The sequence below is a fragment of the Enterococcus sp. AZ129 genome (assembly GCF_051714505.1).
Classification (GTDB): domain Bacteria; phylum Bacillota; class Bacilli; order Lactobacillales; family Enterococcaceae; genus Enterococcus; species Enterococcus faecalis.
Genome location: NZ_JBIORY010000001.1, coordinates 2,519,684 through 2,542,956, shown reverse-complemented (window position 1 = coordinate 2,542,956; position 23,273 = coordinate 2,519,684). Strand labels below are relative to the sequence as shown.

General features: G+C 36.5%; 17 protein-coding genes. 12 read left to right on the top strand and 5 right to left on the bottom strand.

All coding sequences use genetic code 11. The features are described from left to right. Window positions 1-101: 101 nt before the first annotated feature. The gene (locus IGJ90_RS12545) at window positions 102-593 is read left to right on the top strand and encodes a hypothetical protein (protein WP_002367372.1); all 492 of its coding nucleotides are present in this window, start codon (window positions 102-104) and stop codon (window positions 591-593) included. Window positions 594-627: 34 nt separating this feature from the next. Here the strand turns inward: IGJ90_RS12545 and IGJ90_RS12540 are convergent, their stop codons facing one another. Together IGJ90_RS12540 and IGJ90_RS12535 are read right to left on the bottom strand one after the other, a co-directional pair. Then, window positions 628-1,557 carry a site-specific integrase gene (locus IGJ90_RS12540; protein WP_002367371.1) on the bottom strand — a complete coding sequence of 310 codons (930 nt, stop codon included), beginning with the start codon at window positions 1,555-1,557 and terminating at the stop codon, window positions 628-630. 83 nt (window positions 1,558-1,640) lie between these two features. Next, window positions 1,641-2,699, bottom strand: a complete 1,059-nt coding sequence (locus IGJ90_RS12535; RefSeq protein WP_438768217.1) for a restriction endonuclease subunit S — start codon at window positions 2,697-2,699, stop codon at window positions 1,641-1,643. A gap of 156 nt (window positions 2,700-2,855) precedes the next feature. Between IGJ90_RS12535 and IGJ90_RS12530 the strand changes: the two genes are divergently transcribed. The 4 genes from IGJ90_RS12530 (at window position 2,856) to IGJ90_RS12515 (ending at window position 10,718) form a co-directional block, all read left to right on the top strand. Beyond that, window positions 2,856-5,999, top strand: coding sequence for a type I restriction endonuclease subunit R (locus IGJ90_RS12530; protein WP_002367369.1), 3,144 nt, complete (start codon window positions 2,856-2,858; stop codon window positions 5,997-5,999). Next, the gene (locus IGJ90_RS12525; protein ID WP_438768214.1) at window positions 5,996-8,752 is read left to right on the top strand and encodes an AbiH family protein; all 2,757 of its coding nucleotides are present in this window, start codon (window positions 5,996-5,998) and stop codon (window positions 8,750-8,752) included. Before IGJ90_RS12530 ends, IGJ90_RS12525 begins: the two co-directional genes overlap by 4 nt. 76 nt (window positions 8,753-8,828) lie before the next feature. After that, window positions 8,829-10,037 carry a hypothetical protein gene (locus tag IGJ90_RS12520; RefSeq protein WP_002367366.1) on the top strand — a complete coding sequence of 403 codons (1,209 nt, stop codon included), beginning with the start codon at window positions 8,829-8,831 and terminating at the stop codon, window positions 10,035-10,037. A 24-nt stretch (window positions 10,038-10,061) separates the two neighbouring features. After that, window positions 10,062-10,718, top strand: coding sequence for a glucose-6-phosphate 1-dehydrogenase family protein (locus IGJ90_RS12515; RefSeq protein WP_002367365.1), 657 nt, complete (start codon window positions 10,062-10,064; stop codon window positions 10,716-10,718). Window positions 10,719-10,769: 51 nt separating this feature from the next. On the opposite strand, the gene IGJ90_RS12510 is transcribed toward IGJ90_RS12515, so the two are convergent. Continuing rightward, window positions 10,770-11,837: a choloylglycine hydrolase family protein gene (locus IGJ90_RS12510; RefSeq protein WP_002367364.1), complete on the bottom strand. Its 1,068-nt coding sequence runs from the start codon at window positions 11,835-11,837 to the stop codon at window positions 10,770-10,772. A gap of 176 nt (window positions 11,838-12,013) precedes the next feature. On the opposite strand from IGJ90_RS12510, the gene IGJ90_RS12505 reads away from it, so the two are divergent. Continuing rightward, window positions 12,014-13,675 carry a SulP family inorganic anion transporter gene (locus IGJ90_RS12505; RefSeq protein ID WP_002396652.1) on the top strand — a complete coding sequence of 554 codons (1,662 nt, stop codon included), beginning with the start codon at window positions 12,014-12,016 and terminating at the stop codon, window positions 13,673-13,675. 163 nt (window positions 13,676-13,838) lie between these two features. Here the strand turns inward: IGJ90_RS12505 and IGJ90_RS12500 are convergent, their stop codons facing one another. Continuing rightward, a complete protein-coding gene (locus IGJ90_RS12500) occupies window positions 13,839-14,531 on the bottom strand; it encodes a hypothetical protein (RefSeq protein WP_002367363.1) in 693 nt (230 codons plus the stop codon). A 192-nt stretch (window positions 14,532-14,723) separates the two neighbouring features. On the opposite strand from IGJ90_RS12500, the gene sylA reads away from it, so the two are divergent. The 6 genes from sylA to allE all read left to right on the top strand — a co-directional run bounded on the left by sylA (window position 14,724) and on the right by allE (window position 21,374). Beyond that, window positions 14,724-15,176 carry a transcriptional regulator SylA gene (gene sylA, locus IGJ90_RS12495; RefSeq protein WP_002367362.1) on the top strand — a complete coding sequence of 151 codons (453 nt, stop codon included), beginning with the start codon at window positions 14,724-14,726 and terminating at the stop codon, window positions 15,174-15,176. 18 nt (window positions 15,177-15,194) lie between these two features. Further along, the gene (locus IGJ90_RS12490; RefSeq protein WP_025186694.1) at window positions 15,195-15,707 is read left to right on the top strand and encodes a GNAT family N-acetyltransferase; all 513 of its coding nucleotides are present in this window, start codon (window positions 15,195-15,197) and stop codon (window positions 15,705-15,707) included. Between the two features lie 593 nt (window positions 15,708-16,300). Continuing rightward, complete coding sequence (allW, locus tag IGJ90_RS12485) at window positions 16,301-17,797, top strand: allantoin permease (RefSeq protein WP_438768211.1); 1,497 nt, start codon at window positions 16,301-16,303, stop codon at window positions 17,795-17,797. Next, window positions 17,798-19,162, top strand: coding sequence for an allantoinase AllB (gene allB, locus IGJ90_RS12480; RefSeq protein WP_002367359.1), 1,365 nt, complete (start codon window positions 17,798-17,800; stop codon window positions 19,160-19,162). It begins immediately after the preceding gene. 181 nt (window positions 19,163-19,343) lie between these two features. Further along, window positions 19,344-20,567 (top strand): allantoate deiminase, encoded by a 1,224-nt coding sequence (gene allC, locus IGJ90_RS12475; RefSeq protein ID WP_002383320.1) that lies wholly within the window; start codon window positions 19,344-19,346, stop codon window positions 20,565-20,567. A gap of 21 nt (window positions 20,568-20,588) precedes the next feature. Beyond that, complete coding sequence (allE, locus tag IGJ90_RS12470) at window positions 20,589-21,374, top strand: (S)-ureidoglycine aminohydrolase (protein ID WP_002398881.1); 786 nt, start codon at window positions 20,589-20,591, stop codon at window positions 21,372-21,374. A gap of 117 nt (window positions 21,375-21,491) precedes the next feature. Here allE and IGJ90_RS12465 read toward each other — a convergent pair whose 3' ends face one another. Then, the gene (locus tag IGJ90_RS12465) at window positions 21,492-23,117 is read right to left on the bottom strand and encodes a PucR family transcriptional regulator (RefSeq protein WP_002365289.1); all 1,626 of its coding nucleotides are present in this window, start codon (window positions 23,115-23,117) and stop codon (window positions 21,492-21,494) included. Window positions 23,118-23,273: the final 156 nt, after the last annotated feature.

The following is a 23,273-nucleotide window of genomic DNA, read 5'->3' as shown; positions in this document are numbered from 1 at the left end:
ACGTAAAAGTAACTGGGATTGTTTACATAAAATATTGTTCAATGTTGCACAATGTCATTAAAAGGAGTATCCTTGTTATGAAAAAGAAAGGATGACTATCATTGGCAAACAGCTTGCAAGAAGAATATCAAAAACTTGTGAAAATGAATTATTCTGAACTTGTCACGTACTTAAATAATAAGTATGGTCCAGTTCCAGGTTCTTATTTCAGGACTCCAACTTGTAAATCTAAAAATCCTAAAATTACTCGGTCAATGGAGGGATTGGAAATTCATCATGTTGGAGAGGATAACTATCCGAATTTATCAACTACAGATTATGCTCTAGTTGCGCCATGGGAAGAACAATTACCTGACCGTTTAGTTTATTGTAATTTATTGGAACATACTTTACTACACACTTTGATTTCAGAAAAATATGGAACGGCTCAGCCTTATTTTACGTTTAAAGCTCAGCTTGTTCAAGATATTATTAATGATTATGAATTTCAAAAAGATTGGCTAAAAGTTGTTTATTTGCAAATGAAAGACAATAAAGAATTGTTAATCGAATTGTATGATCGTGTAAATGCAAAATCTTTACTTAACTTATAACGAAAGAAGCACTCCGAAATTTGGAGTGCTCTTTCTACATCAACATCGCCAAATGGCGCATAATTTTATCATTATCTTGATTCTCTAGTTCCTGAATAATATGCAGATAAGTTTCTTGCGTAGTTGTCATACTAGAATGGCCTAACCGAGTCGCCACGCTGGCAATTGAAACACCAGCAAATAATAACAGCGAGGCATGTGTATGACGCAAACTATGGACAGTAATCACTGGAATCTGCGCACGTTTACATAAGACTTTTAAGCGACTATTAATCGTAGAATTAAAGACACGTCCTTTCACAAAAATTGGTTCCATTGGTGGCATATTTCTTATCAATTGAGAAAATTGCATTGCCGTTTGCCAGTCAATTTGTACTTTGCGTTTAGAAGATTCATTTTTTGTTGATTGGAAAAAACCAGTGGGGTTCTTATAATTCCATGTTTTTTCAATAGTTATTTTTTGTTTAGAAAAATCAAAATCTTTCGGCGTTAGCGCCAATGCTTCGGAAAAGCGTAGGCCCGTTTTAACTACCAATAAAATAAACCAATCCCAGTTTAGCTGCTCGCCTAACTCTAATTCTTTCAAAAGAGCTTGAACTTCAAATTGGTTTAAAAATTTTGATTTTTTAGGACGTGGTGTTTTTCCTTTAATGACAATTTTTCGTGTTGGATTTTTTGAAATAAGTCCTTCATCGACTGCATCTAAAATTGCCCCTTTTAATTGATGATGAAAATCCATGGTTGTCTGCCGTTCGTGGGTTAACGCGTAGTCATTTAATAACTGCTGATACCGTTGCCGATCCAAATGTTTTACTTTTAAACCAGGTGCCAACTCAGCAAGCCATTGTTCCGCAATATAATATTTTTGCAACGAAATATCCCGAATCGCCCCTACCTTATATAGCTCCACCCATTCACTAAAATACTCATGAAATAACTGCTCTGTTCTCTTTCTCTTAACCAAAATAAAACCTCCTTGATAATTGTTGATGAACGAATCATCTTTTTTATTATCTCGGAGGTAGGAAAGTGTGTAAATATTCAGTTTTATATGAACATATTTTGGAGGTAGGATTTTTTTAAGTTCTTTAGTTGGTTAAGCTTGTTTTGGTAAAGTGCTGTGATATCATCTAATTGTTTACAGAGTGTACTAATCTTAAGCTGTTCATCTTTTGAAGGAGTATTGATTTCCAAATTCATCATAACTTCAGAATTTAATTTTGAACGTCCTCCACCAACTAAAAAAGGCTCTATATTGATACTTTTTATTGCATTCATTAAAAATTTGTTATCAGCTTTAGACCTTTTTGCTTGGAGAACATGTGCATGATTATTAACCCAAACTTTACCATTGACGTATTGAACCGGATAATCCTTTAAATTGCTAGCTCCATCTTCTGCTACTAAAATGAACTCTCCATCATGTGTGTATCCCTCAACAAAATCTTGAATTCCGTTAGCTCCATAGTAGGGTGTATTTCCATAAATACGTTTAGATGCTGTTATTGGTATACGCAAATTATTATATTTGTTTGCTAAATCTTCCAACTTACACTGTTCCCATTCTTCCTCAAAATCAGCAAAACGAACCTTAGGTACTCGTTCATCTTTTGCAGGAAACATTACTTGCAAATACGCTTTCTTCAACTCTTTCAACTGATCAAGCTTACGCTGATGAAGATCCAATGCATAATCTATTTTTTCTAAAAAACTACTTACCAATTTTGTTTCATCATTTTTGGGAATATACGTAGTAAAATCTAGCACTTTACTAGAGCTTATACCAAACACTTTCATCCCTGTTCCAACCTTGTAACCATACTTGCGAAAAGTCGGTGCTTTAATTAAATAATACAAAAACATAGGGTCTATATTCTTAGGACGCAATGCTATCGTATGAAGACCTGCTACAATATCAAATGATGTGTTTTCCCTGATTACAGCAGGCGTAGCAATGCCCTTATAATCTTCTGAAGCATCTGTCAAAATTAAATCACCAATTTCTAAAAGGGCGTAATTTTTTTTTATTATATTGGGTATATTAGAATTTTCACTAACTTTATCTGCCTTTTTTGTATGAATATCTCCATAATGAATATACTTCATACCTGTAAATTCATTGGTCTCAACCTCTCTAGATAATGAATAGGATTTTAATTTTTCAACTATCCTTTCAAACTTACACAGTTCCCAATTGTAATTGAACAAATTCTCCATATAGTGATATAATTTAATTAAATAAAACAATGTGAGGGTCAGGTTATGAAGCTAAGTGTCAACGATGAAGCAACAGTGGAAAACAAGTTAATTGCGATTCTTGGGGAAGATCGTAATCAGTGGACGTATCGAGCAGATTTAAAATCGGAACAAGATTTATGGCGTAACTTACGTGAAAAAATCATTCAAAATAATTTAGCCGCAATTGGGGAACACCCTTTAACAGACCAAGAATTTGAACGCATCAAAACAGGATTATTAGAACGAACACGCACGCCTTTTGAAGCAGCGAAATGGCTAAAAGGGGAAAATGGTATTGCGAAAATTACCATCGAACGAGAAGATGCTTCTCTAGGAACAATGAGCTTGATTTTATATTCGAATCGTGATATTGGTGGGGGGATTTCTAGTTATGAAGTCGTGAATCAAATTGCAAAAAAGAATACTAATTCTGCAAAGCATGATAGTCGGTTTGATGTGACATTATTAATTAATGGATTGCCTATTGTCCAAATCGAATTGAAACAAGTGACAGCGAAAGATGGTGTATTTCAAGCATTTAATCAAATTAAAAAGTATGCCGAGGAAGGTATGTTTCGTAATAATATTTTTTCAACTTTGCAATTATTTGTTGTTTCCAATGAACAAACCACTCGCTATTTTGCGAATGCGCTACCACAATTTATGCATAAAAAATTCTTGTTTAGTTGGCGAACAAAAGACAATAAAAAAGTTGAAAATCTTTATGAGTTCTGTCGCCAAGTGCTAAATATACCAGATGCCCATCGCTTAATTGCCGATTATACGATTGTTAGTGAAGAACAAGACAACAAAGTATTAATGGTTTTACATCCTTATCAAATTCATGCGATTGAAGCCTTATATGTTGCCGCTAGTAAGCACACCTCCGGCTATATTTGGCATGCTACAGGTTCTGGAAAAACATTAACCAGTTTCGTTTCTACTAAATTATTAGCACGTAAACCAGGGATTGATCGGACGATTATGCTTTTGGACCGAAAAGATTTAGATAATCAGACAACTAGTGAGTTTACTAAATTTGCTTCGGAGTTTAACACAGGGATTTCATCAGGTGATGGTAAAGCTAATAGTCTGATTGTCGGGACAGGCAGTGCCAAAGAATTGAGTAAAACATTATTGGCCGATGCGAACTCTAACGTAGTCATTGTGACAACGCGTCAAAAGCTGGATGCTGCTTTGAAATATGCACGAAAACAAGAAGAACAGAAGGGCACGAATCGTTTTCAAAAATTAATGGGGCAACATATTGTTTTTATTGTTGATGAATGCCACCGAGCAGTTAGTGCGGAAAATATGATGGATGTTAAAAAAGTATTTCCTAGATCCACTTGGTTTGGCTTTACAGGAACACCAATTTTTGAAGAAAATAAAAAGCAAGCGCAAGGACAACTAGCCAGAACGACACACGACCAATATGGAGAAGTTCTACATACGTATACAATCAAAAATGCGTTAGAAGATAAAGCTGTTTTGGGCTTTCAAGTGGAACATGAAGATACGATTGATAGCGAGTCGTTGTATAAAAAAATCTATGATGGTTTGTCTAACGAAACCAAATATGCAGAATACACGCCAGAAGAGTTAGCGAATGAAGTAGAAGCAATGGACAACATTCAAAAAGAAAAAATGTTGGATCGTTCTATTTATGAAAATGATAAGCATATTCAAGAAGTCATTCATAAAATGTTCCGCCCCAATAATGCTTATACTAAATTTGATTTTGGGAATGGTCGCCCTCGAAAATCAGCAATTTTAACAACAAGTTCAATTGATATGGCGAAACGTTATTATCATGCCATTAAAAAAATGACAGCGAAAGAAAATTGGTTAGAAAAAGAATTTCCTAAGCATCAGATTCGTCAAGGAAGAACGATGGAAGATCCTGATTTTCCTCGAATTGCCATTACTTATTCATTAGAAGAAAACGCTGAGAATAGTAGCGCACAGCAAGACGAGTTAGCAAAAATTATGGCCGAATATAATGCGTACTATGGTACTTCATGGACCTTACAAGACATTGAGCGCTATAACGGAGACATCAACAATCGCTTAGCTCGTAAAAAAGCAGAGTTTAAAGAATTTGGCCGTCATGTTGATTTGGTTATTGTGGTTGATCGGCTGTTAACAGGTTTTGATGCACCTACGATTCAAACGTTATTTGTCGATCGTAATTTAGAATACGCCAATTTGATTCAAGCATTTTCAAGAACTAATCGCACCTATCCTGATAAAACAAAAGGCTTAGTGGTTACTTTCCGAAAACCTCACACAATGGAACAAAATGTCGCAAATGCGACTCGTCTTTATTCAGAAGCAAAAGAAGAATCTGGACTAATCTATCCAACCTATAAAGAATCAAAACAACGATTTAAAAAAGCCTTTCGTAAAATGCAAGAATTTAATCCAGAAGAGATAGATGAGAACCAACCGATTGATGTGCGAATTGATTATGTTCAATCATTTCAAGCGTTAAGTAATAGCTATGAAGCATTAGTGACCTATGATGAATACAATGATGAAATGGAAAAATCACCAGCTTTAGCTGAGCAAGTCCATTTGATTGAAGAACAGATAGGAACATACGAAACAATCAAAGGCTCTTTAGTAAAAGTAGAACCTGGGCCGGATAAAGATTTTTCAGAGATTGAATTTTACAGCGATAATCATGCCAAAATGTACGACATTGACTCTTCTTATATTGATCAATTATTAGGAAATTATTCTGCAAATAGCCAAGGCGTTCGTGAAGAAATTGAAAAGGCTTTGCAAAAATTGAATAAAACGGAATGTGTTAAAGAAGTGTATCGGGAAATTTTAAATGCAATGGATAATGAAAAAGTAGATCAAAAAGAAGATGTATTTGTTTTGAAAAGACGCTACTTCACAGGAACTAGAAATCAAGTGATTGCACAATTTGCGCAAGAATGGTTTGTTTCAGAAGATCAACTTCATTCATCCGCTATTCAATATATGATTGGCATGAACCCAATCCCAAACATGGGGGACATTATCAGCAGCAAAGACTTCGAGTCATATAAAGCGACGCACCCAGAAGCAAAACCATTTAAATACCCGCAACAAATGAAGCGTGCTTGGCGTCAAACGTTAGATGAATATTTAGTACCGTTGGAGGATGAATTACGATGATGGAGGAAAAGGTAAAAAAAGAAGTGAAGAAGCCTTCAAGAATAGTTATAATTGGTAATGGATTCGATGTGAGCGTAGGATTAAAAAGTCGTTACGATCATTTCGTTGAGTATATCCGAAATAAACATGATTTTTTAGATGATGTATCATTATATGAATATAATCAACTATTTTTAAAAAAGTATGAAGATTTTAATCTGAATTGGTCAGACTTTGAAAGTTTATATGAAGAGACAGTTAGAAAAGTAAATAGTCGAACCAAATATGAAGATTTACAAGATTCATTTGAAATTACAGGGATTAATAAAGCAATTCGTCAATTAGAACATGATTTTTCGGAATATATCATTGAAGAATACGATCGATGGATACAAAAAAATACACTCAAACAGGCAAATGAGGAAGTAAAAAAGTTCTCTAAAAAAATTAATCCATTTTTTCAAAGGCTTTTGAGAGATGAAGAAACCAGTTTTATTAATTTTAACTATACAAATACCTTAGAAGATATAAGTACAAGCATTTTCTATGATGATCAAGATGCAGATACATTGAAAAAATCTTCTTTAGAAATTCGAAAAGTCAAAAATAGAATCTTTCATATTCATGGAAATATAGAAGATAATAATATTCTGTTTGGCGGTGGATTCACAGATAGAGAAGATATTAAGAATATCCACTATTCTAAGTCGTTGTTAAATGACAAATTATTTAGAATAAAAGAAGATGAACAATTAAGTAAAATTAGAGAAACTATTTTACAAGAGATTGATGAAAAAAAAGAGCAAGGGTTTGATTTATATATTTTAGGTCATTCTTTGCAGGGAAGTGATTTTCCTTTCTTAAAAAAGATTTTGAAAAAAGCAAATCGTATATTTATCTTTTACTATCAAACGGACTATACTTCCAAAATGGAGGAATTGTTGCGAGGAGTTGGCTCATCGGTTGTAGAAAAAATAACTTTGGTTCCTTTTCCAGAAATCTTTTTTGAAGAGCCTTTGCTTATTGAAAATTATAATGAATATAAGTCTATCGAAACATTTTTAAATAATAAATTTCCAAAAGAAGAAATTTTAGCAGATTTATCATTAACCCCACAACATTTTATTTTTAGAAATATATGCGAACTGACAATAACGAATGAAAATGTTGATATTGTATTTCGCTTATTAGAAAATTTAATTGATAATAAAGTGAAATTGGAAATTAAATGTTTGTTTTTTGATAACACATTATCTAAAGTTAATGATGTAGATATTGAGGAAGATGGAGAAACATTAGCAGATAAGATATTATCAAAAAAAAGTATTTTGACAGAAGTACTATCTAAAGTAGAAAAAATTGCCTTAATTAATATGAGTATTGACAGTAAGGGCTTAAAAAATATTTTAAGTAATGGACAAAATATTGAATTTTTCAGTTTAAATCATTGTTCATTAGTAGATGATGGGAATAATGAAGTAAATATGTCATTATGTGAGAACTTACAAAGACTTGAAATCAAAGATTGTACATTTGAATCAAGATGGGATAATCAATCAGAATCGACATTTGTTTTTACTTGTTCTCGTTATGGTAAGAAATTAGAAAAGCTATTTCTTTATCAAAACACCCAGATTGTTGTAGATAATAATTTACTAGAATATTCAAAGGGTTTAACTCAACTTTACCTTGTTTTGTCTGATACAGATACTCATACCATTCAAGCTCATTTAGATAATTTGAAAATTTTACAATTAGATTGTTCAAAAACGAGTTTTCCTAGCATAAGTGTAGGGAATAAAATTGAAGAAATTACTATCACTGGCTACCCAAACGAAGCATTGGCTTTTTCCTCAATTATGAAAAGTAGCGATAAGGAAATTGGCTTTAAAAAATTAAGACTATTTCAATTAATCTCACCAGATATTATTAATCGATGTGAAGAATTGGCGATAGATGTATTGGTAGACTATTTCTCTGAAGAATTACTTTTAATTGTTGATGAAGAACGTATGTCTATTGATAAATATTATAAAAATAGAAAGTATAATATAAATGAATTCTTAGGTAAAACAAAAGATGTGAGTGAAAAAATAGTGTTGAGTTTTGGGACGAATCGTATAAGTAGAAATAACAGCCTTTTAAAGGATTTTGAAGATTGGTATCAGGATTTACACAAGTTACTTGGAGCTGAAAAAGATACAGAAGAGTTAATTATTAGTACTCTAAAAGAAAAATTAAGAGTTTCTGATGATAATAATATTATTGAAAAAGTAACAACAAAAAAAGAAACATCGGAACATAGAAATGTTTTATTTGAAGAATCAAAAGAGATAAATTTTCTTTTTGACTATTCAAATAATCAAAAAAGTGAAAATGAAGTAAATGTGTTTATTAAACAGAAAGAGAATAAGCCGATTATAAGAAAACTGTACTCTGCATTGTTAGACGACATAAATGGTAAATCTCTTTCAAAAGAGGATATTTATAAGTTATACCAAGACTATTTATTAAAACAAAAAAAGCTAATAGTAAAAGAGTTTGCTAGAGAATGGTGTGTTTCAGAAGAAGAATTGCTTAATTCATCCTTAGAATATAAAGAAGGCATGAACCCAATCCCAAACATGGGGGACATTATCAGCAGCAAAGACTTCGAGTCATATAAAGCGACGCACCCAGAAGCAAAACCATTTAAATACCCGCAACAAATGAAGCGTGCTTGGCGTCAAACGTTAGATGAATATTTAGTACCGTTGGAGGATGAATTACGATAATCCTTCCCAAAATCTTCAAACACAAACCACTAACTATCTGCTACTATAAAAGAAACAACTACCATTTGGAGGAAGTATGCGTAACAGAAAAATGTGGACAATTATCGTCAGTGGGTTATTTTTAAGTAGTATCATCGCGGGAATTTCAGGAGCGTTTTTAATCATTGAAGGAGAGCTAACGACTCTGCTCTGGGAGGTGTTGCCAGCGCAAATGAAGTGGCCAATCCTCTATTATTTTGTCTTGTGTGTGCTAGGAGCGTTGGTATTGAGTTATCTGAAGAAACGCTTCGGGCAAGTACCACAAACGGCGCACGAGGCGCTGACAGAATTGAAGGCGAAACAATCGGTCGATTATTCAGGTGTGTTTAGAAATTTATTGGCCGCCTTGGTAATTTTAATTTTCGGGGCTGGTGTCGGACCTGAAGCCGCATTGTTGGGAGCGATTATTTCGTTGTCAGTCTGGCAATCTGATAAGTTACGGTACCTTTATTTTCATTATGACGAGCAAGAACAGCAAGCATTTTGGATAAAAATTCAGCGCTTGCTGCATCCGCAACAGTTTGTTCAGCGCTACGATACGAGGCTCGCTTCTGTGGATAAAAAGAAACTGAAACAAGTGATGAACAGGTTATTTATTGTGAACGGGTTGGTGGTGTTTACCTTTTTAATGAAATTGGTGGGACACCCATCGTTTATTACGAAATTAGGAACTGGAAAAATTGAAATGGCTTCGTTATGGCTGATTTTACCCGCTTTATTAACTGCTTTTGTGATTGGTAACGCCTATCAATGGTTGCAAGCTGCTCTGGCTAAAATATGCCAACCTTTTGAAGAAAAGCAAAGCATACTGGTAAGCTTTGGTGCAGCCTGTATTTTTCTCTTTGTTATTTTAATGCCAAGATTACTATTTTCAGGACAATCTTTTATGCATTTAGTTCCTAGTTTTGGTAGTCAACAAGCTTGGTATATCTTGGTGATCGCTGCGATAATGAAACTAGTATTTCTACAAGTTTGTTTACAGACAGGTTGGATAGGTGGCGATATTTTTCCCGTCGTTTTTTCAGCTATTTTAATCGGGTTTGCGGTCGCGCAATTTTTTCCAACAATTGACTCACTTTTTGTTGTCGCAATTTTTGCTACGAGTTTAACAACCCAGATCTTAGGGACGATTCTTGTACCGGGTATTTTTGTGGGGCTCTTTTTCCCCATCACGCTTTGGCCAGTTGTAGTCCTTGTGTTATTTTTACAATGGCTATTGAAAAATAAAATCATTAAGAGTAACTAGAAGATACTAAAAAGAGGGAATAAAATGAACCTAACCCATCAAGACTTCAATCTATTCAACCGAGAAATTTTCACATTTAAACAACTCAAAGAGCAACAAACATCAGCAGAAATCGATGCCTTAAAGCAAACTTACAAGCAACATTGGGAAAAGTGGAAAGCCTTAAACCTCGCAATCACCCAAGGTTTACCAGCTGAACTCGGCATCACTAAGCCGAAAATCGAAAGCTGGACCAACGGCTGGAATTTACGCAGTCATTTCTGGGCTGCATATCGCAGTGAGCAACGCCAAGCGGAAAATGCTTGTCTGGCGTTGTTATTAAATAAAAAGCAATTTCAAGTGTATTTGATGTTTCAACATTACAAAAGTGAGGAGCGGGCAGGCTCAGTTGTCGCTTACAATCAATTGCTTAATCGTTTAGAAGCTTGGAGTCAAACCATCGACTGCGAAGGCTATTATATTTGGCCACAGGAGGAGCATGAACTAGTGGACCATTTGCCTTTAAAAGATTATTTAGCAGATGAAAAACAACGGAAAATTCTAGAAGAGCGGATAGGCAATCGTTCATTTCAGATCGGTAAGTTGTGGTTTGCGACGGAAAAGCTTGAAACGATTGAAGAAAAAAGTTGTCAGGCGCTTCAAGAATTAGCGCCGTTGTATAACGCATTATCTGAAAAATGAACGAAACAACGTCTCTGACCAAGTACCTAGTCAGAGACGTTGTTTGTGTTTTTATTGATTTAAATCTGTTAGTAGTAGCTCGTTAGAAACAGCAAAAGTAGTAACTTCTGTTAAAGCTGGATCCAAAGTGTATTTTGTAAATGAGGTAGTACTTTCTGGTTGGACATACATGGTTAGATTAGTCACATCATATCCTGACCAATAATGTGTGAAATCAGACAGAGAATTACTTTGACCTAAATGGCCAATCCCCCGAGGAATCATCACTGTTTGGAAGGCGCGATAGAGTTGCATAATCCCTTCAGAGCTATCAAATTCTTGGAGATTGTCAGAATAGTATAACGCACGAATGAAGCGTGACGGCGAAGTGAAGTCTCCTGGGATTCCTAGTAGTCCGTAAGAAGTCCCACCTTCAATTGGGTCAAGTGTTGCGCCTGATTTTAAAGTGTAAGGTTCCTTAATAGCATAGTTGCGCATCCCGATATAGTTTCGTGCATTGGTTAAATGATAATTGTATTCTGGGCTGTTTGTGACTACGCCAATCGAATCATAAATGACGAACGCTCCGTTATCTGTTGGTTGCAAAACGATACTATTATTATTTTTATCATTAATGGTCCAGTGTAAGGTAAAATGAACTTCCCCCAATGAATCAAGTTGGAATTTTTGATCTAACAGGCCGATTTTTTCAAAAGCTACTTTTACTTCGTCAACGCTTTCAAAATTACTCAAAATATAAGCGAGAACTTCTTCTGCAATATGAGGTGTTAAACCACGATCTGCTAAACTTTCAGCAGGTGCTGTTGAAGATTCCATTAAATATTGAATATCACCAGATAAGCCGGCTTCGTTGATACCATCTGTGATAGCAAGGCTGACGGTTTTACCATCGTTCGCTGGTTGATCTGTGCCTGACATTGCTAGTCCCATAAAGGCATATTTTGCCGTCCAAGGATTTAGTTGGCTATTTAGAACTGTACCTTTTGGAAATTGAGCAATTAGAGTAGGGATTTTTGGTGCAATTGGATCTTCGTTGCCAAAAAAGTCAAACGTAAAATCCATCGTACGTCCATAAAAAATATCATTTGTTTTGGAAATAATCTTGATGCCTGTACACATAATAGTTTCCCCCAATTAATGTAAGTTTGTGAAGCCTGTTTACTAGTTAAGCATATCATACTCTAGGAAACAGCGGTGGCTAAATTCCTAAAATATTAGACAATTTTGTCTAAATGAGGTGAAAAAAATTTTTTAGCGATTTCCTTCACAAAACACCTTATTATCTTTCCGAAAATATGATATCTTTAGAATGGAAATTTCATGAAAAGAGGATGCGAATGTTTAAAAAGTACACACAAATGATAAGGGATGAATTTAAAGGGTATAATCAAAAAAAATTGAAAAAAGATTTCTTGGCAGGTTTGACTGTCGCAGCCGTCGCGTTGCCGTTAGCGTTAGCGTTTGGGGTCTCTAGCGGCGCCACTGCAGCAGCTGGCATGATCACGGCGATTATCGCTGGAATTGTGATTGGAAGCCTTTCAGGTGGGTTTTATCAAATTTCAGGACCAACAGGTGCGATGGCAGCTATTTTAATGTCAATTGCGGCAGTGCATGGCATGCAAGGAATTTTGTTGGCCACCTTTTTGGCGGGAATTTTCTTGCTTTTGGCAGGGATTTTGCGTTTAGGGAGCTTGACTTCTTTTATTCCGTCACCGGTCATTACCGGGTTTACTTCAGGAATTGCTATTATTATTGCGTTGGGGCAGCTTGATAATTTCTTTGGGGTTCGTTCAGAAGGCCACAATTTAATTGAGAAAATCAGCAGTTATCGTTCATTGGGCTTTGATTTAAGTATACCAACGACGGTTATGTCGATTTTAGTGGTGCTTGGATTAGTATTCTTTCCGAAAAAGTGGAATGCGATGATACCAGCTTCATTGGTGATGATTATTTTAGCTACGTTAGCAACAGTGGTTTTTCAACTGCCAGTGGCCACTGTAGGGAAAATTCCGACAAGTATTTTTAGTGATACACGTTTGGAACTTGGTTCGCTTCAATTAAGTGCGTTTCAGGATATTTTGGTGCCTTCGATTAGCATTGCTATGTTAGGTATGATTGAAAGTTTGCTTTGTGGCGCTTCGGCTGGTCGCATGACAGGGAAACCATTAGACAGTAATCAGGAACTAGTGGCACAAGGAATTGGCAACTTAATTTTGCCATTTTTCGGTGGCGTGCCTGCGACGGCAGCGATTGCCCGGACGAGCGTAGTGATTAAATCTGGTGCGCAAACACGTTTAGCGGGTATTTTTCATGCGGTCTTTTTATTGTTATCGATGTTGCTTTTATCGCCAGTCATGTCTAAAATTCCCATGCCTGCGTTAGCTGGTGTTTTAGTGGTGACAGCGTGGCGAATGAATGAATGGTCGGTGATTAAAGAATTCTTCCAGAAACGTTTCCACACAGCCTTATGTTTATTCTTTTTAACGATGGTAGCGACCGTTATTTTTGACTTGAGTTTAGCGATTGTTTTAGGGGTCTTAGCGGGTTGCCTGTTTTTCATTGCGAAAAGTGCCGTGATTACGATTAATGTCGAGGAAGTTGATTGGTCAAGAATGGGGCTAGTACCGACCGATTGTACGGAAAATTGGGTGGTGGTTTATTTGAGTGGCCCGTTATTTTTCATGTCTTCTGAACGATTGAAACAAACGTTACTGCAATTGGAAACAAAAAGTGGTGTAGTATTTTCAATGCGAGGAGTTCCTAGCATTGATAGTACGGCGCTAGATATTTTAGAAGAATTTTGTCTCGCAGCAGAAGGTCGTGGACAACAAGTTCAATTTGCCGCTCTGCAACCAGAAGTTGAAAAAATGATTCGAACCATTCAAGGAAATCAAGAGAAAGAATACCATTTCTCAGTCGCAGAATTTTTACAAACGGTGCATGTTGCAGAACAATAATTCATTTTCAAATGAAATGTTCTATTTTCTATCGCGGGCTTAATGGGTGAAGAAATAAGAAAAATAAGTGGGGACTAAAACGAGTTTCTAGAGGAGTTCCTAAAAAATAATAAAGAGAAAACTTCTAAGTATGAAGTTTTCTCTTTATTATTTTTTTGGTTATTTATTGAATTACTTCTAACATAACGTCTTTTTGATCATCCGTAACATTGCCTGCGTAGTTAGGAGTGATTAAAGATATCGAACCATTTTTATTGTTGAATAAGTATAAAGTGCCCGATCTATTTTGTTCATCGTTTGAAGAAATATTAGTTCCTAAAATTAACTCTGTATTTACTTTAACGGTGCGAATACTGTTATCGGCCGCTGAAAATATTCTAATCTCTTTTGTAGGAATTGTATTTATAGATAGCTCATATTTATTAATGGCTTCTTTCACTTGACCATTTTCAGCCCCAAACAATTTAGTTCGGAAGGTAGCAGTTGGTGTTGAATTTAAGTTCTCTAACGTAATTGAAGTTGGCACATTCATTCCTTTAAAATTAAATACGAGTGGATTGTTTAAACTACTAAGATCGACAGCATAAGGTGTTGCTTCTAAAGAATTTGCTTCTTCAACATTTGTGGATACTTCATTTTTAGACTTTGCCGAAGCCTGAGTGGTGCTGGCACTTTCTGAAGTTTCTTTTAGTTTATTATTAGAGCTTGTTTCTGTGCTAGAACTGTAATGATTAGCACTGCTTTTCATTGATGTTGTATGATTGGTAGAATTTTCTTGTTTTTTAGGGTCATTCGCTTTTTGAGAACTACAACCTGTTAAAAAAATAACTAAAATAACACAAACTAATTTTTTCATACTATTCCTCCTATAGACGCTATAACTAATTTTATCTTACTTGTTAATATAACAAAAGGAATAATTATTTTATTTTCACGAATGCTCAAATTGTTTAAATCTGTAGTTTTTATACTTATTTTTGTTGCATTTACAACAAAAATAAGTTAAAGTAATGACAATCATAAAATATTAGCGAAAGGAAGTGTCCTAGTGACAGATATTTTAAGAGAAATTGGCATGATTGCGCGGGCCTTAGATTCAATCAGTAATATTGAATTTAAGGAATTATCTTTAACACGAGGACAATATCTTTATTTGGTCAGGGTCTGTGAAAATCCTGGGATTATCCAAGAAAAGATCGCCGAACTGATTAAAGTTGATCGAACCACAGCGGCGCGGGCGATTAAGCGTTTGGAAGAACAAGGCTTTATTTATCGTCAAGAAGATGCAAGCAACAAAAAAATTAAGCGGATTTATGCCACAGAAAAAGGGGAAAACGTTTATCCAATCATTGTGCGCGAAAATCAACACTCGAATCAAGTGGCTTTGCAAGGCTTGTCAGAAGTGGAAATTTCACAATTGGCAGAGTACTTAGTCCGGATGCGTAAAAATGTCAGCGAAGATTGGGAATTTGTCAAAAAAGGGAACACTCGAAATTATTAAGGAAAGGACGACTGATTGATGGGAGAAATAAAACAATTAACAATAGAAGATGCACCAGCGTTACAAGAAATCAGCATTGAAACTTATACAGATACTTTCGGACCATATAATACCCCAGAAAATATGCAAGCCTATTTAGTAGAAGCCTACAATTTAGAAAAATTACAAAAGGAATTGGCTAATCCCCACTCTGACTTTTATTTTATCTTTGTCGATAATCAATTAGCTGGCTACATGAAATTAAATCGTGAGACGGCACAAACGGAACCGATGGGGTCAGAAAAGCTCGAGGTTGAGCGATTGTATATTTTACCTGCATTTAAAGGAAAGAAGCTGGGGACACAATTGTTAGAACTGGCGGAAGAGAAAGCTCGTGAATTTGGTAAAAAAGCACTGTGGCTAGGTGTCTGGGAACACAATGATGCGGCGCGGGCATTTTATAAAACGATTGGCTACCGCTATTACAGTCAACATTCATTTTTTATGGGAGACGATGAACAGACGGATTTTATTTTGTTAAAGGAATTATAGCAAAAAAATTTATAAACAAAGATTTCTGATTTTATCAGAAATCTTTGTTTATTTTTTTGATTAAAATTAAGCATTTTTTTATTTTCAAAATGTTATTTTTAAAAACGTAAAAATTGAAAAAGAAGATTTTGAATCTGTGAAAAGTTGTCGATCTTGTGAGAAAACTCTTTTGTCAGTGTCTTTTTTCAGGATGGGTCTCTTCCTGAAAATCCACTTCAGTTTATCTGTTTTGTGTGTGTTTGATTAAAAAATGTTGTGTTGGGTTTCATTTAACTGTATAATTTATTTATGTCATTTTTAATAATAAGCGTATTTTAGCATTTGAAAAGAGAAGTTGTACATAATATGTGAATAAAAAGATTTGTTTCTTATTTTCTAGAGTGATAGGGCGATATAAAAAAGGTTGCTATTTTTTCGTTCAAAGTGAACAAAGAATCGTTTGTTATTTAGTTGGGGTAACTAATGATTCTTGTTATAAAAAGCGCTTACAATTCGTGTGATGAGAGTAGTACGCATGTTTGTGCAAAAGTGACAAAAAAGAGAAGGTAGGGTGTTTTAATAGAAAAAAATTTTAATAAAAAGGAGAGTTTGTCGTGGAGAAAAATGTGTCTCAAGTAACAGCTCAAGAAGAAACAGCGCTGAAAGCACGTGGCTACAATGAGGATTTGTTGCCAAGTAGCCCGAAACAACGGACAATGGGCGCGCGCAATTTTTTTACATTATGGATGGGTTCGATTCATAATATCCCGAATTATGCAGCAGTGGGCGGCTTTATTTTCTTAGGTTTATCGCCGCTGCAAGTTATGTTGGCAGTTGTGTTAAGCTCATTCATTGTAGCAACTTTCATGAATTTGAATGGCGTGCCTGGCTCTAAATATGGCATTCCTTTTGCGATGCACTTACAGTCTACTTACGGCAGTCTCGGGGCAAAACTGCCAGGGTTCTTAAGAGGATGTGTGGCCGCAATTGCTTGGTTTGGTCTGCAAACATTTACAGGATCGCTGGCTTTATTAATTATTCTCGGGAAATTTTGGCCGAACTTTTTAGAAATTGGTGGGTCATTCCAGTTTTTTGGTCTCAGGTTACCTGAATTAATGGCGTTTACTCTTTTCTGGCTCTTAAATGTGGCAATAGGTTTCGGTGGTAGCAAAATTTTGAACCGGTTTACCGCCATTTTAAGTCCGTTGATTTATGTCGTTATTATTGGATTAACGATTTGGGCCATTCGAGCTGGGGGCGGTTTAACACCAATTTTGTCCTATCAAGTTTCTGGTGCGATTCGTTCAGTCAATCCACTGGTGGCGTATCTGATTATTTTTAACTCGGTTGTGGCCGTTTGGTCAGCGCCTGGTGCGAGTGTGGCGGATTTTACTAAGAATGCGCGCTCGACACGTGCTCAGGTTGTGGGGCAAACAGCAGGTTTAGTTGTTGGTTATGGGATTTTCGCTTTTTCCAGTGTGGTTATTCTGTTAGGTGGTTCGCTGTATTTTGGGATTCAAGAATGGAATATTTTAAACATTATTGATCGTTTAGATAATGTGGCAGTGGTGGTCTTAGCCATGTCGGTTTTCTTATTAACGACTATTTCAACGAATGCAACGGGGAACATCATTCCGGCAGGTTATCAATTGGCGGCGCTATTTCCTAAAAAAATGACGTATAAAAAAGGCGTCATGATTGCCAGTGTTATCAGCTTTCTCATTATGCCTTGGAAACTGATGGAAAACGCCGATAGTATTTTTATTTTTCTGAACGCAATTGGGTCTGTTTTAGGACCAGTCGCTGGTGTGATGATTGCGAATTATTATTTTGTTCAAAAGCAACAAATTAATTTAAATGCTTTATACGTAGATAAACACAAAAAAGAGGAAGCCAATCCTTTTTACGGATTAAACAAGCCGGCGTATGTCGCTACTATTCTGGCGTTGGTTCTTTCCTTAAGTGGTCAATTTATTCCACAGGTTAAAATCATTGCTGATATTTCGTGGTTTGTGGGCTTTGCCACAGGTTTTGTGCTGTACTTAGTGTTAAAAAAATGGACTTGGGATTCAAAAAAAGTGAAAGAAACAGCTTATCAGGAGGGAAAATAAATGCAAGCAGAGTTAGTGATTAAAAACGGGTTAGTTATTTTAGAAACTGGAGAAGTCATTACGGATGTCGCCGTTCAAGGAGGAAAAATCGTAGCGATTGGGCAAGACTTGTCAGGAGAACGTGTGATTGATGCGACGGGTTTAGTCGTTAGTCCTGGGATGGTGGATGCTCATGTTCATATTACCGATCCTGGTGGTGGTTACCGCGATGAATGGGAAGGGTATGTCACAGGAACGGCCGCTTGTGCCAAAGGGGGCGTGACGACCTTTATGGAAATGCCTTTAAATCAGATTCCAGCAACTGTGGATAAGACCTCTCTTGAGATCAAATACAAGGCAGGAGAAAATAAACTAAAAGTAGATGTAGGGTCATTTGGCGGCGTGGTCCCGACCAACTTGGCTGGTGGGATTCAGGAACTTGATGAAGGAGGCGTTTCCGGCTATAAATGCTTTTTAGGAACGTGCGGCGATCGTTCGATTGAAGGAGATTTTCAAAATGTCGACGATTATTCGCTATATGAAGGAATGAAACAAGTCGCCAAGACTGGCAAAGTGCTAGCAATCCATGCAGAAAATGCACCAATTACGGATAAATTAGGCGCGTTAGCTTATCAAAATGGCGAAACGACTTTAGCGGCATATGTAGCTACACGTCCTGTGTTTACCGAAGTTGAAGCGATTCAAAAAGCCATTTTATTTGCCAAAGAAACAGGTTGTCGGATTCATATTTGTCATGTGGCTTGTCAAGAAGGTGTGGAAGAAGTTTTAAAAGCCCAAGCAGAAGGGGTAGATGTGACTTGTGAAACATGTACGCATTATTTATATTTTACCACGGATGAACTTGATGCCATTGGTCCAGTTGTCAAATGTTCACCGCCGATTCGTGACGCGGACCAACAAGCTGCCTTATGGAACCACGTGCAAACAGGCGGCATCGCGTTTGTAACCTCTGACCATTCTCCTTGTACGCCAGACTTAAAAGATACAACCAATGCTTTTGAAGCTTGGGGCGGCATTTCTGGTGTTCAAAATAACGTCGATGTGTTATTCGATGAAGCCGTCCAAAAACGTGGTTTATCCTTGAAACAATTCGCGGATATGATTGCAGCAAACCCAGCTGACCGTTATCACTTAGCACAAAAGGGCCGCATCAGCATTGGTAAGGATGCCGATTTTGTACTAATTAAACCTAATGCACCGTATATCTTAAAAGCAGAAGATTTAGAATATCGAAATAAAATTAGTCCTTACATTGGTCGTGAAATTGGGGCCCAAGTGATTCAAACAATTTTAAGAGGCGAAACAATTTACGCACAAGAAACTGGAGTAACCGAGGCGTTTAACGGCGTATTTATCAAAAATTAAACACCTATTTTAGAAATGAAAAGGGACAGAAGCGTGATTGAATTAGCGCCTCTGTCCACGAGTTAGAGGATGTTCATTGGTTGTTTTGCACAAAAAAAGGCTTAATTTTGTTTGATAAGTACAATGAAGATAACTAGGGAAACGTTTACAATCAGAGTGTGATCAGTCAGGAGGTTTTGTGATGGACTTGGAAAAAGTTTTAAAACAAAGAATCGAAGAATTGTCAGCAATTGGGAGTGATCCTGCAGGAGGGATGACACGCTTACTTTATACAGATTCGTGGTTGGCAGCACAAAAGTATGTGCAAAGCCAAACTGAGGCGTTTGGACTGGAAACACAATTTGACGAAGTCGGGAATCTGTTTTGTCGAGTGGCAGGAACGGAATTTCCTCAGGAAACGATTTTAACTGGGTCACATATCGACACAGTAGTAAATGGTGGGACCTTAGATGGTCAATATGGTGTTATTGCTTCCATGACGGCTGTTCAATATTTATTAGACAAATATGGGAAACCACGGCGTTCTTTAGAAGTGCTTTCCATGGCTGAAGAAGAAGGGAGTCGTTTTCCAACGGTTTTCTGGGGAAGCAAAAATGTCGTTGGTGAAGCCAAACGTGAAGAAGTAGTCGATATCTCTGACAACGAAGGTAAAAAGTTTGTTGATGAGATGCATCGCCAAGGCTTTGATTTTCGGCAGGAGCAAACTAGACGTGAGGACATTGAAGCATTTGTCGAAATTCATATTGAACAAGGCAATATTTTAGAGAACGAAAAGCTCCAAGTCGGTGTTGTTCATAGTATTGTAGGGCAACGTCGCTACACGGTTAACTTAAAAGGGCAAGCCAATCATGCAGGCACTACGCCAATGAGTTACCGTCATGATGCGGTATATGGCTTTGCTAAAATTTGTGCAGAAGCCATTGATCGTGCGAACGAAATTGGGGATCCGTTAGTTTTAACATTCGGCAAAGTCATTCCGAAACCCAATACAGTCAACGTGGTGCCTGGAGAAGTGGAATTTACAATTGACTGCCGTCATACCGACGCTGCTTTTTTACGACATTTTACAGGTGAATTAGAAGAACGGATGAAGACAATTGCTCAAGAATTAGGCTTAACGATTGCGATTGACCGTTGGATGGATGAAGCCCCTGTACCGATGAATCAAGCAATTGTAGAAGTTATTGAACAAAAAGCTAAAGAAGGCAAGTATCAGTATCGTATGATGCATAGTGGTGCTGGGCATGATTCGCAAATTATTGCGCCCCATTACCCGACAGCGATGATATTTGTGCCAAGTATTGGTGGGATTAGTCATAATCCAGCAGAAGCAACGGCATTTCCAGATTTGGTTGAAGGCGTCAAGCTTTTAGCAGATACCTTATATGAATTAGCGTATAAATAAGATAGAAAAGGAAGAATTGTGATGGGTTATAAAAATAATCGAGTTGGTTACCAAAAAGAATTGTTAACATCAAGAGCTGTGATAAAAAAAGACAATTACGCCATTATTCCCCATGATGGTTTGGTGCAAAATGCAGTACCTGGTTTTGAAAATGTCGATATTTCCATTTTAGGATCGCCTAAATTAGGTGCGACATTTGTGGATTACATTGCTACGTTTCGTAAAAATGGTCAACAAACAACCGGTTTTGGTGGCGACGGGATCCAAACGTTGGTTTATGTCATTGACGGTCGTTTGCGCGTTTCAGATGGTCAAGAAACCCATGAGCTTGAAGCCGGGGGCTATGCCTACTTTACGCCTGAAATGAAAATGTATTTAGCGAATGCACAGGAAGCAGACACAGAAGTTTTCTTATATAAAAAACGCTATCAGCCGTTGGCGGGCCATCAACCTTATAAAGTGGTTGGGTCAATTCATGACCAACAACCAGAAGAATATGAAGGAATGACAGACGTTTTACTTTGGAGTTTATTGCCGAAAGAGTTTGACTTTGATATGAATATGCATATCTTATCTTTTGAACCAGGTGCTAGTCATGCCTATATTGAAACGCATGTCCAAGAGCATGGTGCGTATTTAATTAGTGGCCAAGGGATGTACAATTTGGACAATGAATGGTATCCAGTGGAAAAAGGGGACTATATTTTCATGAGTGCCTATGTGCCACAAGCAGCCTATGCGGTTGGCCGTGAAGAACCGCTAATGTATGTTTATTCCAAAGATGCCAATCGTGAACCAGAATTATAAAGAAAAGCCGAATGTAAAGTAATGACCTCGGAACAATAGGATTTGAACACGCAGTGGTGAACGGTAGAGTCCTTTTTCTTGGTAGACGTTACTTTTATTCGGCTATTTTCCTGTTAATTATTTTTCTGAAAGTTCCAGCGCTACCCGTAAGAGTAAACTCGTCTCAGGCTCTTGAATAGAGGTACCTAATAATTTTTCACATTGATTCATGCGATATTTAATGGTGTTTCTGTGAAGGTAAAGAGCGTTGGCCGTTTTAGTAATTTCGCAATTGAAATCTAAAAAAACTTTCAAGGTTTTTCGTAATTCTTGTAACGTCGGTTCCGTCGGATAGGCCAACTCTTTCAATTGTTGCTGGCAAAAGTATTCAACATCTTCAGTGCCAATCTTTTCAAAAAGTCCAGCTAGGCCTTTGGGATGGAACAATTGCACAGTTGCTGGTTTTTGAGCGTGTAAAGAAGCCTCTAATGTCGAAGAAGCTTCAATATAAGAATTAGGCAAATCTTCTAGGTTTTCATAAGCATTGCCTAAAGCAAAGCGAATGGTAATAGGCAAAGCCTGTTGCAAACGTTCAGCGAGGTTTTGCAAAATCATCAAATGGTCATTTTTTTTAGATTGAAAAATCAAGATACTTTTATTTTGATTTTTTAATTTAAACAAGGCGACATCTGGCAGGATTTCCGGCAATTGTTCTTTGAGCCATTGGAAAATTAGTTGCCCTTCCGCTTGCTGATAACGAATATGGGTTTCATTTTCTGGTTTAGTCACGCCGTAGACAATCGCTAATTGATAATAATCACTGTTGATTAAACGATAATTTTTCCAAAGTTCCAACCAATTTTGATGTTTACTCAGCGCTTCTTGATGTGTATCAAGCAAGCGGTCCAAAAAGTCTGTTTTGAGATGCTCAAAAGATTCAGCAATTTTCTGGTTTTTAAATAACATAAAAGTCAAAACTAAAATGGCCTGATCAATGGCAAATTCAGAAATAGGATAAGGAATCTGTTCAGGAGATAAGACCAATAGATAATAGGGAAAATAATCGTTCACACGAATTGGAAAGCCCGCTACTTGAATGTTTTCTTGTCGCTCATCCTGTAAACGAAAGATTTTCTTTTCTTGTGCCAATTGTTGAAAGTGGTCTTTTGATAATTGTTCGATGAAAAACTCCGCCGATTTTTGATTGCCATAAAAATAATTCGAGTGGGCAATCACCTGTTGCCAAGGACTTAATAAAATAATTGGCGCATTTAAAATTTTCGCAAATTCAGCGATGAAACGCGTAGCATCAACATCTTGCATTAATAATGTTGAAAAACGCTTTTGGATGTCAAATGCCACAGACATCTGTTCGGTTTTGCTATCACGAAGATAGCCAACAATTTCATGCAACAACCCGCCTAGTGGCTGTGTGCTAGGAATTTTAATCAGGGGCAAATCAACGGCACTGGCATAGGCAACAATTTCTGGTGAAATTTCGTCAAGGAACCGCCCAACTTTGATTCCTAAAGCCGTACACTCTGCTTGTTTTAGCGAGTCAATAAAAGGTTTCAATTTTTCTTGATCATCTTTATAAATCATTGCCGTTGTTAAAATCATGACATTTTTAGGGATAAAATCAGCCACATCAGGTGTTTCCGTGATTTCTACACTTTCCAAGGGCTGTGTTAAGTTTGAGTGAGACGATAATAATTGTAAGTCAGAAAATCTTGGTAAAGCCAAGACCTCAGCTAATATTTTCATCACAACAACCTCCTTTTTTTATAGTATAGCGAAGAATAAAAAGGAGTACAAAAGATAGTTATTGAATATGTCTAAAAAACAAAGTCAAAATAGTGCAAATTGAACAATGAATTTCTGGGTTTTTCCAAAGATAATAAAAGAGAAGAATTAAAAATG

Excerpts from the sequence above, each read along its gene's own strand:
- IGJ90_RS12535 (WP_438768217.1), bottom strand. The coding sequence starts at position 2,699 with ATGAAGTATATTCATTATGGAGATATTCATACAAAAAAGGCAGATAAA.
- IGJ90_RS12530 (WP_002367369.1), top strand. The coding sequence starts at position 2,856 with ATGAAGCTAAGTGTCAACGATGAAGCAACAGTGGAAAACAAGTTAATT.
- IGJ90_RS12525 (WP_438768214.1), top strand. The coding sequence starts at position 5,996 with ATGATGGAGGAAAAGGTAAAAAAAGAAGTGAAGAAGCCTTCAAGAATA.
- IGJ90_RS12520 (WP_002367366.1), top strand. The coding sequence starts at position 8,829 with ATGCGTAACAGAAAAATGTGGACAATTATCGTCAGTGGGTTATTTTTA.
- IGJ90_RS12515 (WP_002367365.1), top strand. The coding sequence starts at position 10,062 with ATGAACCTAACCCATCAAGACTTCAATCTATTCAACCGAGAAATTTTC.
- IGJ90_RS12510 (WP_002367364.1), bottom strand. The coding sequence starts at position 11,837 with ATGTGTACAGGCATCAAGATTATTTCCAAAACAAATGATATTTTTTAT.
- IGJ90_RS12505 (WP_002396652.1), top strand. The coding sequence starts at position 12,014 with ATGATATCTTTAGAATGGAAATTTCATGAAAAGAGGATGCGAATGTTT.
- IGJ90_RS12500 (WP_002367363.1), bottom strand. The coding sequence starts at position 14,531 with ATGAAAAAATTAGTTTGTGTTATTTTAGTTATTTTTTTAACAGGTTGT.
- IGJ90_RS12490 (WP_025186694.1), top strand. The coding sequence starts at position 15,195 with ATGGGAGAAATAAAACAATTAACAATAGAAGATGCACCAGCGTTACAA.
- allB (WP_002367359.1), top strand. The coding sequence starts at position 17,798 with ATGCAAGCAGAGTTAGTGATTAAAAACGGGTTAGTTATTTTAGAAACT.
- allC (WP_002383320.1), top strand. The coding sequence starts at position 19,344 with ATGGACTTGGAAAAAGTTTTAAAACAAAGAATCGAAGAATTGTCAGCA.
- allE (WP_002398881.1), top strand. The coding sequence starts at position 20,589 with ATGGGTTATAAAAATAATCGAGTTGGTTACCAAAAAGAATTGTTAACA.
- IGJ90_RS12465 (WP_002365289.1), bottom strand. The coding sequence starts at position 23,117 with ATGAAAATATTAGCTGAGGTCTTGGCTTTACCAAGATTTTCTGACTTA.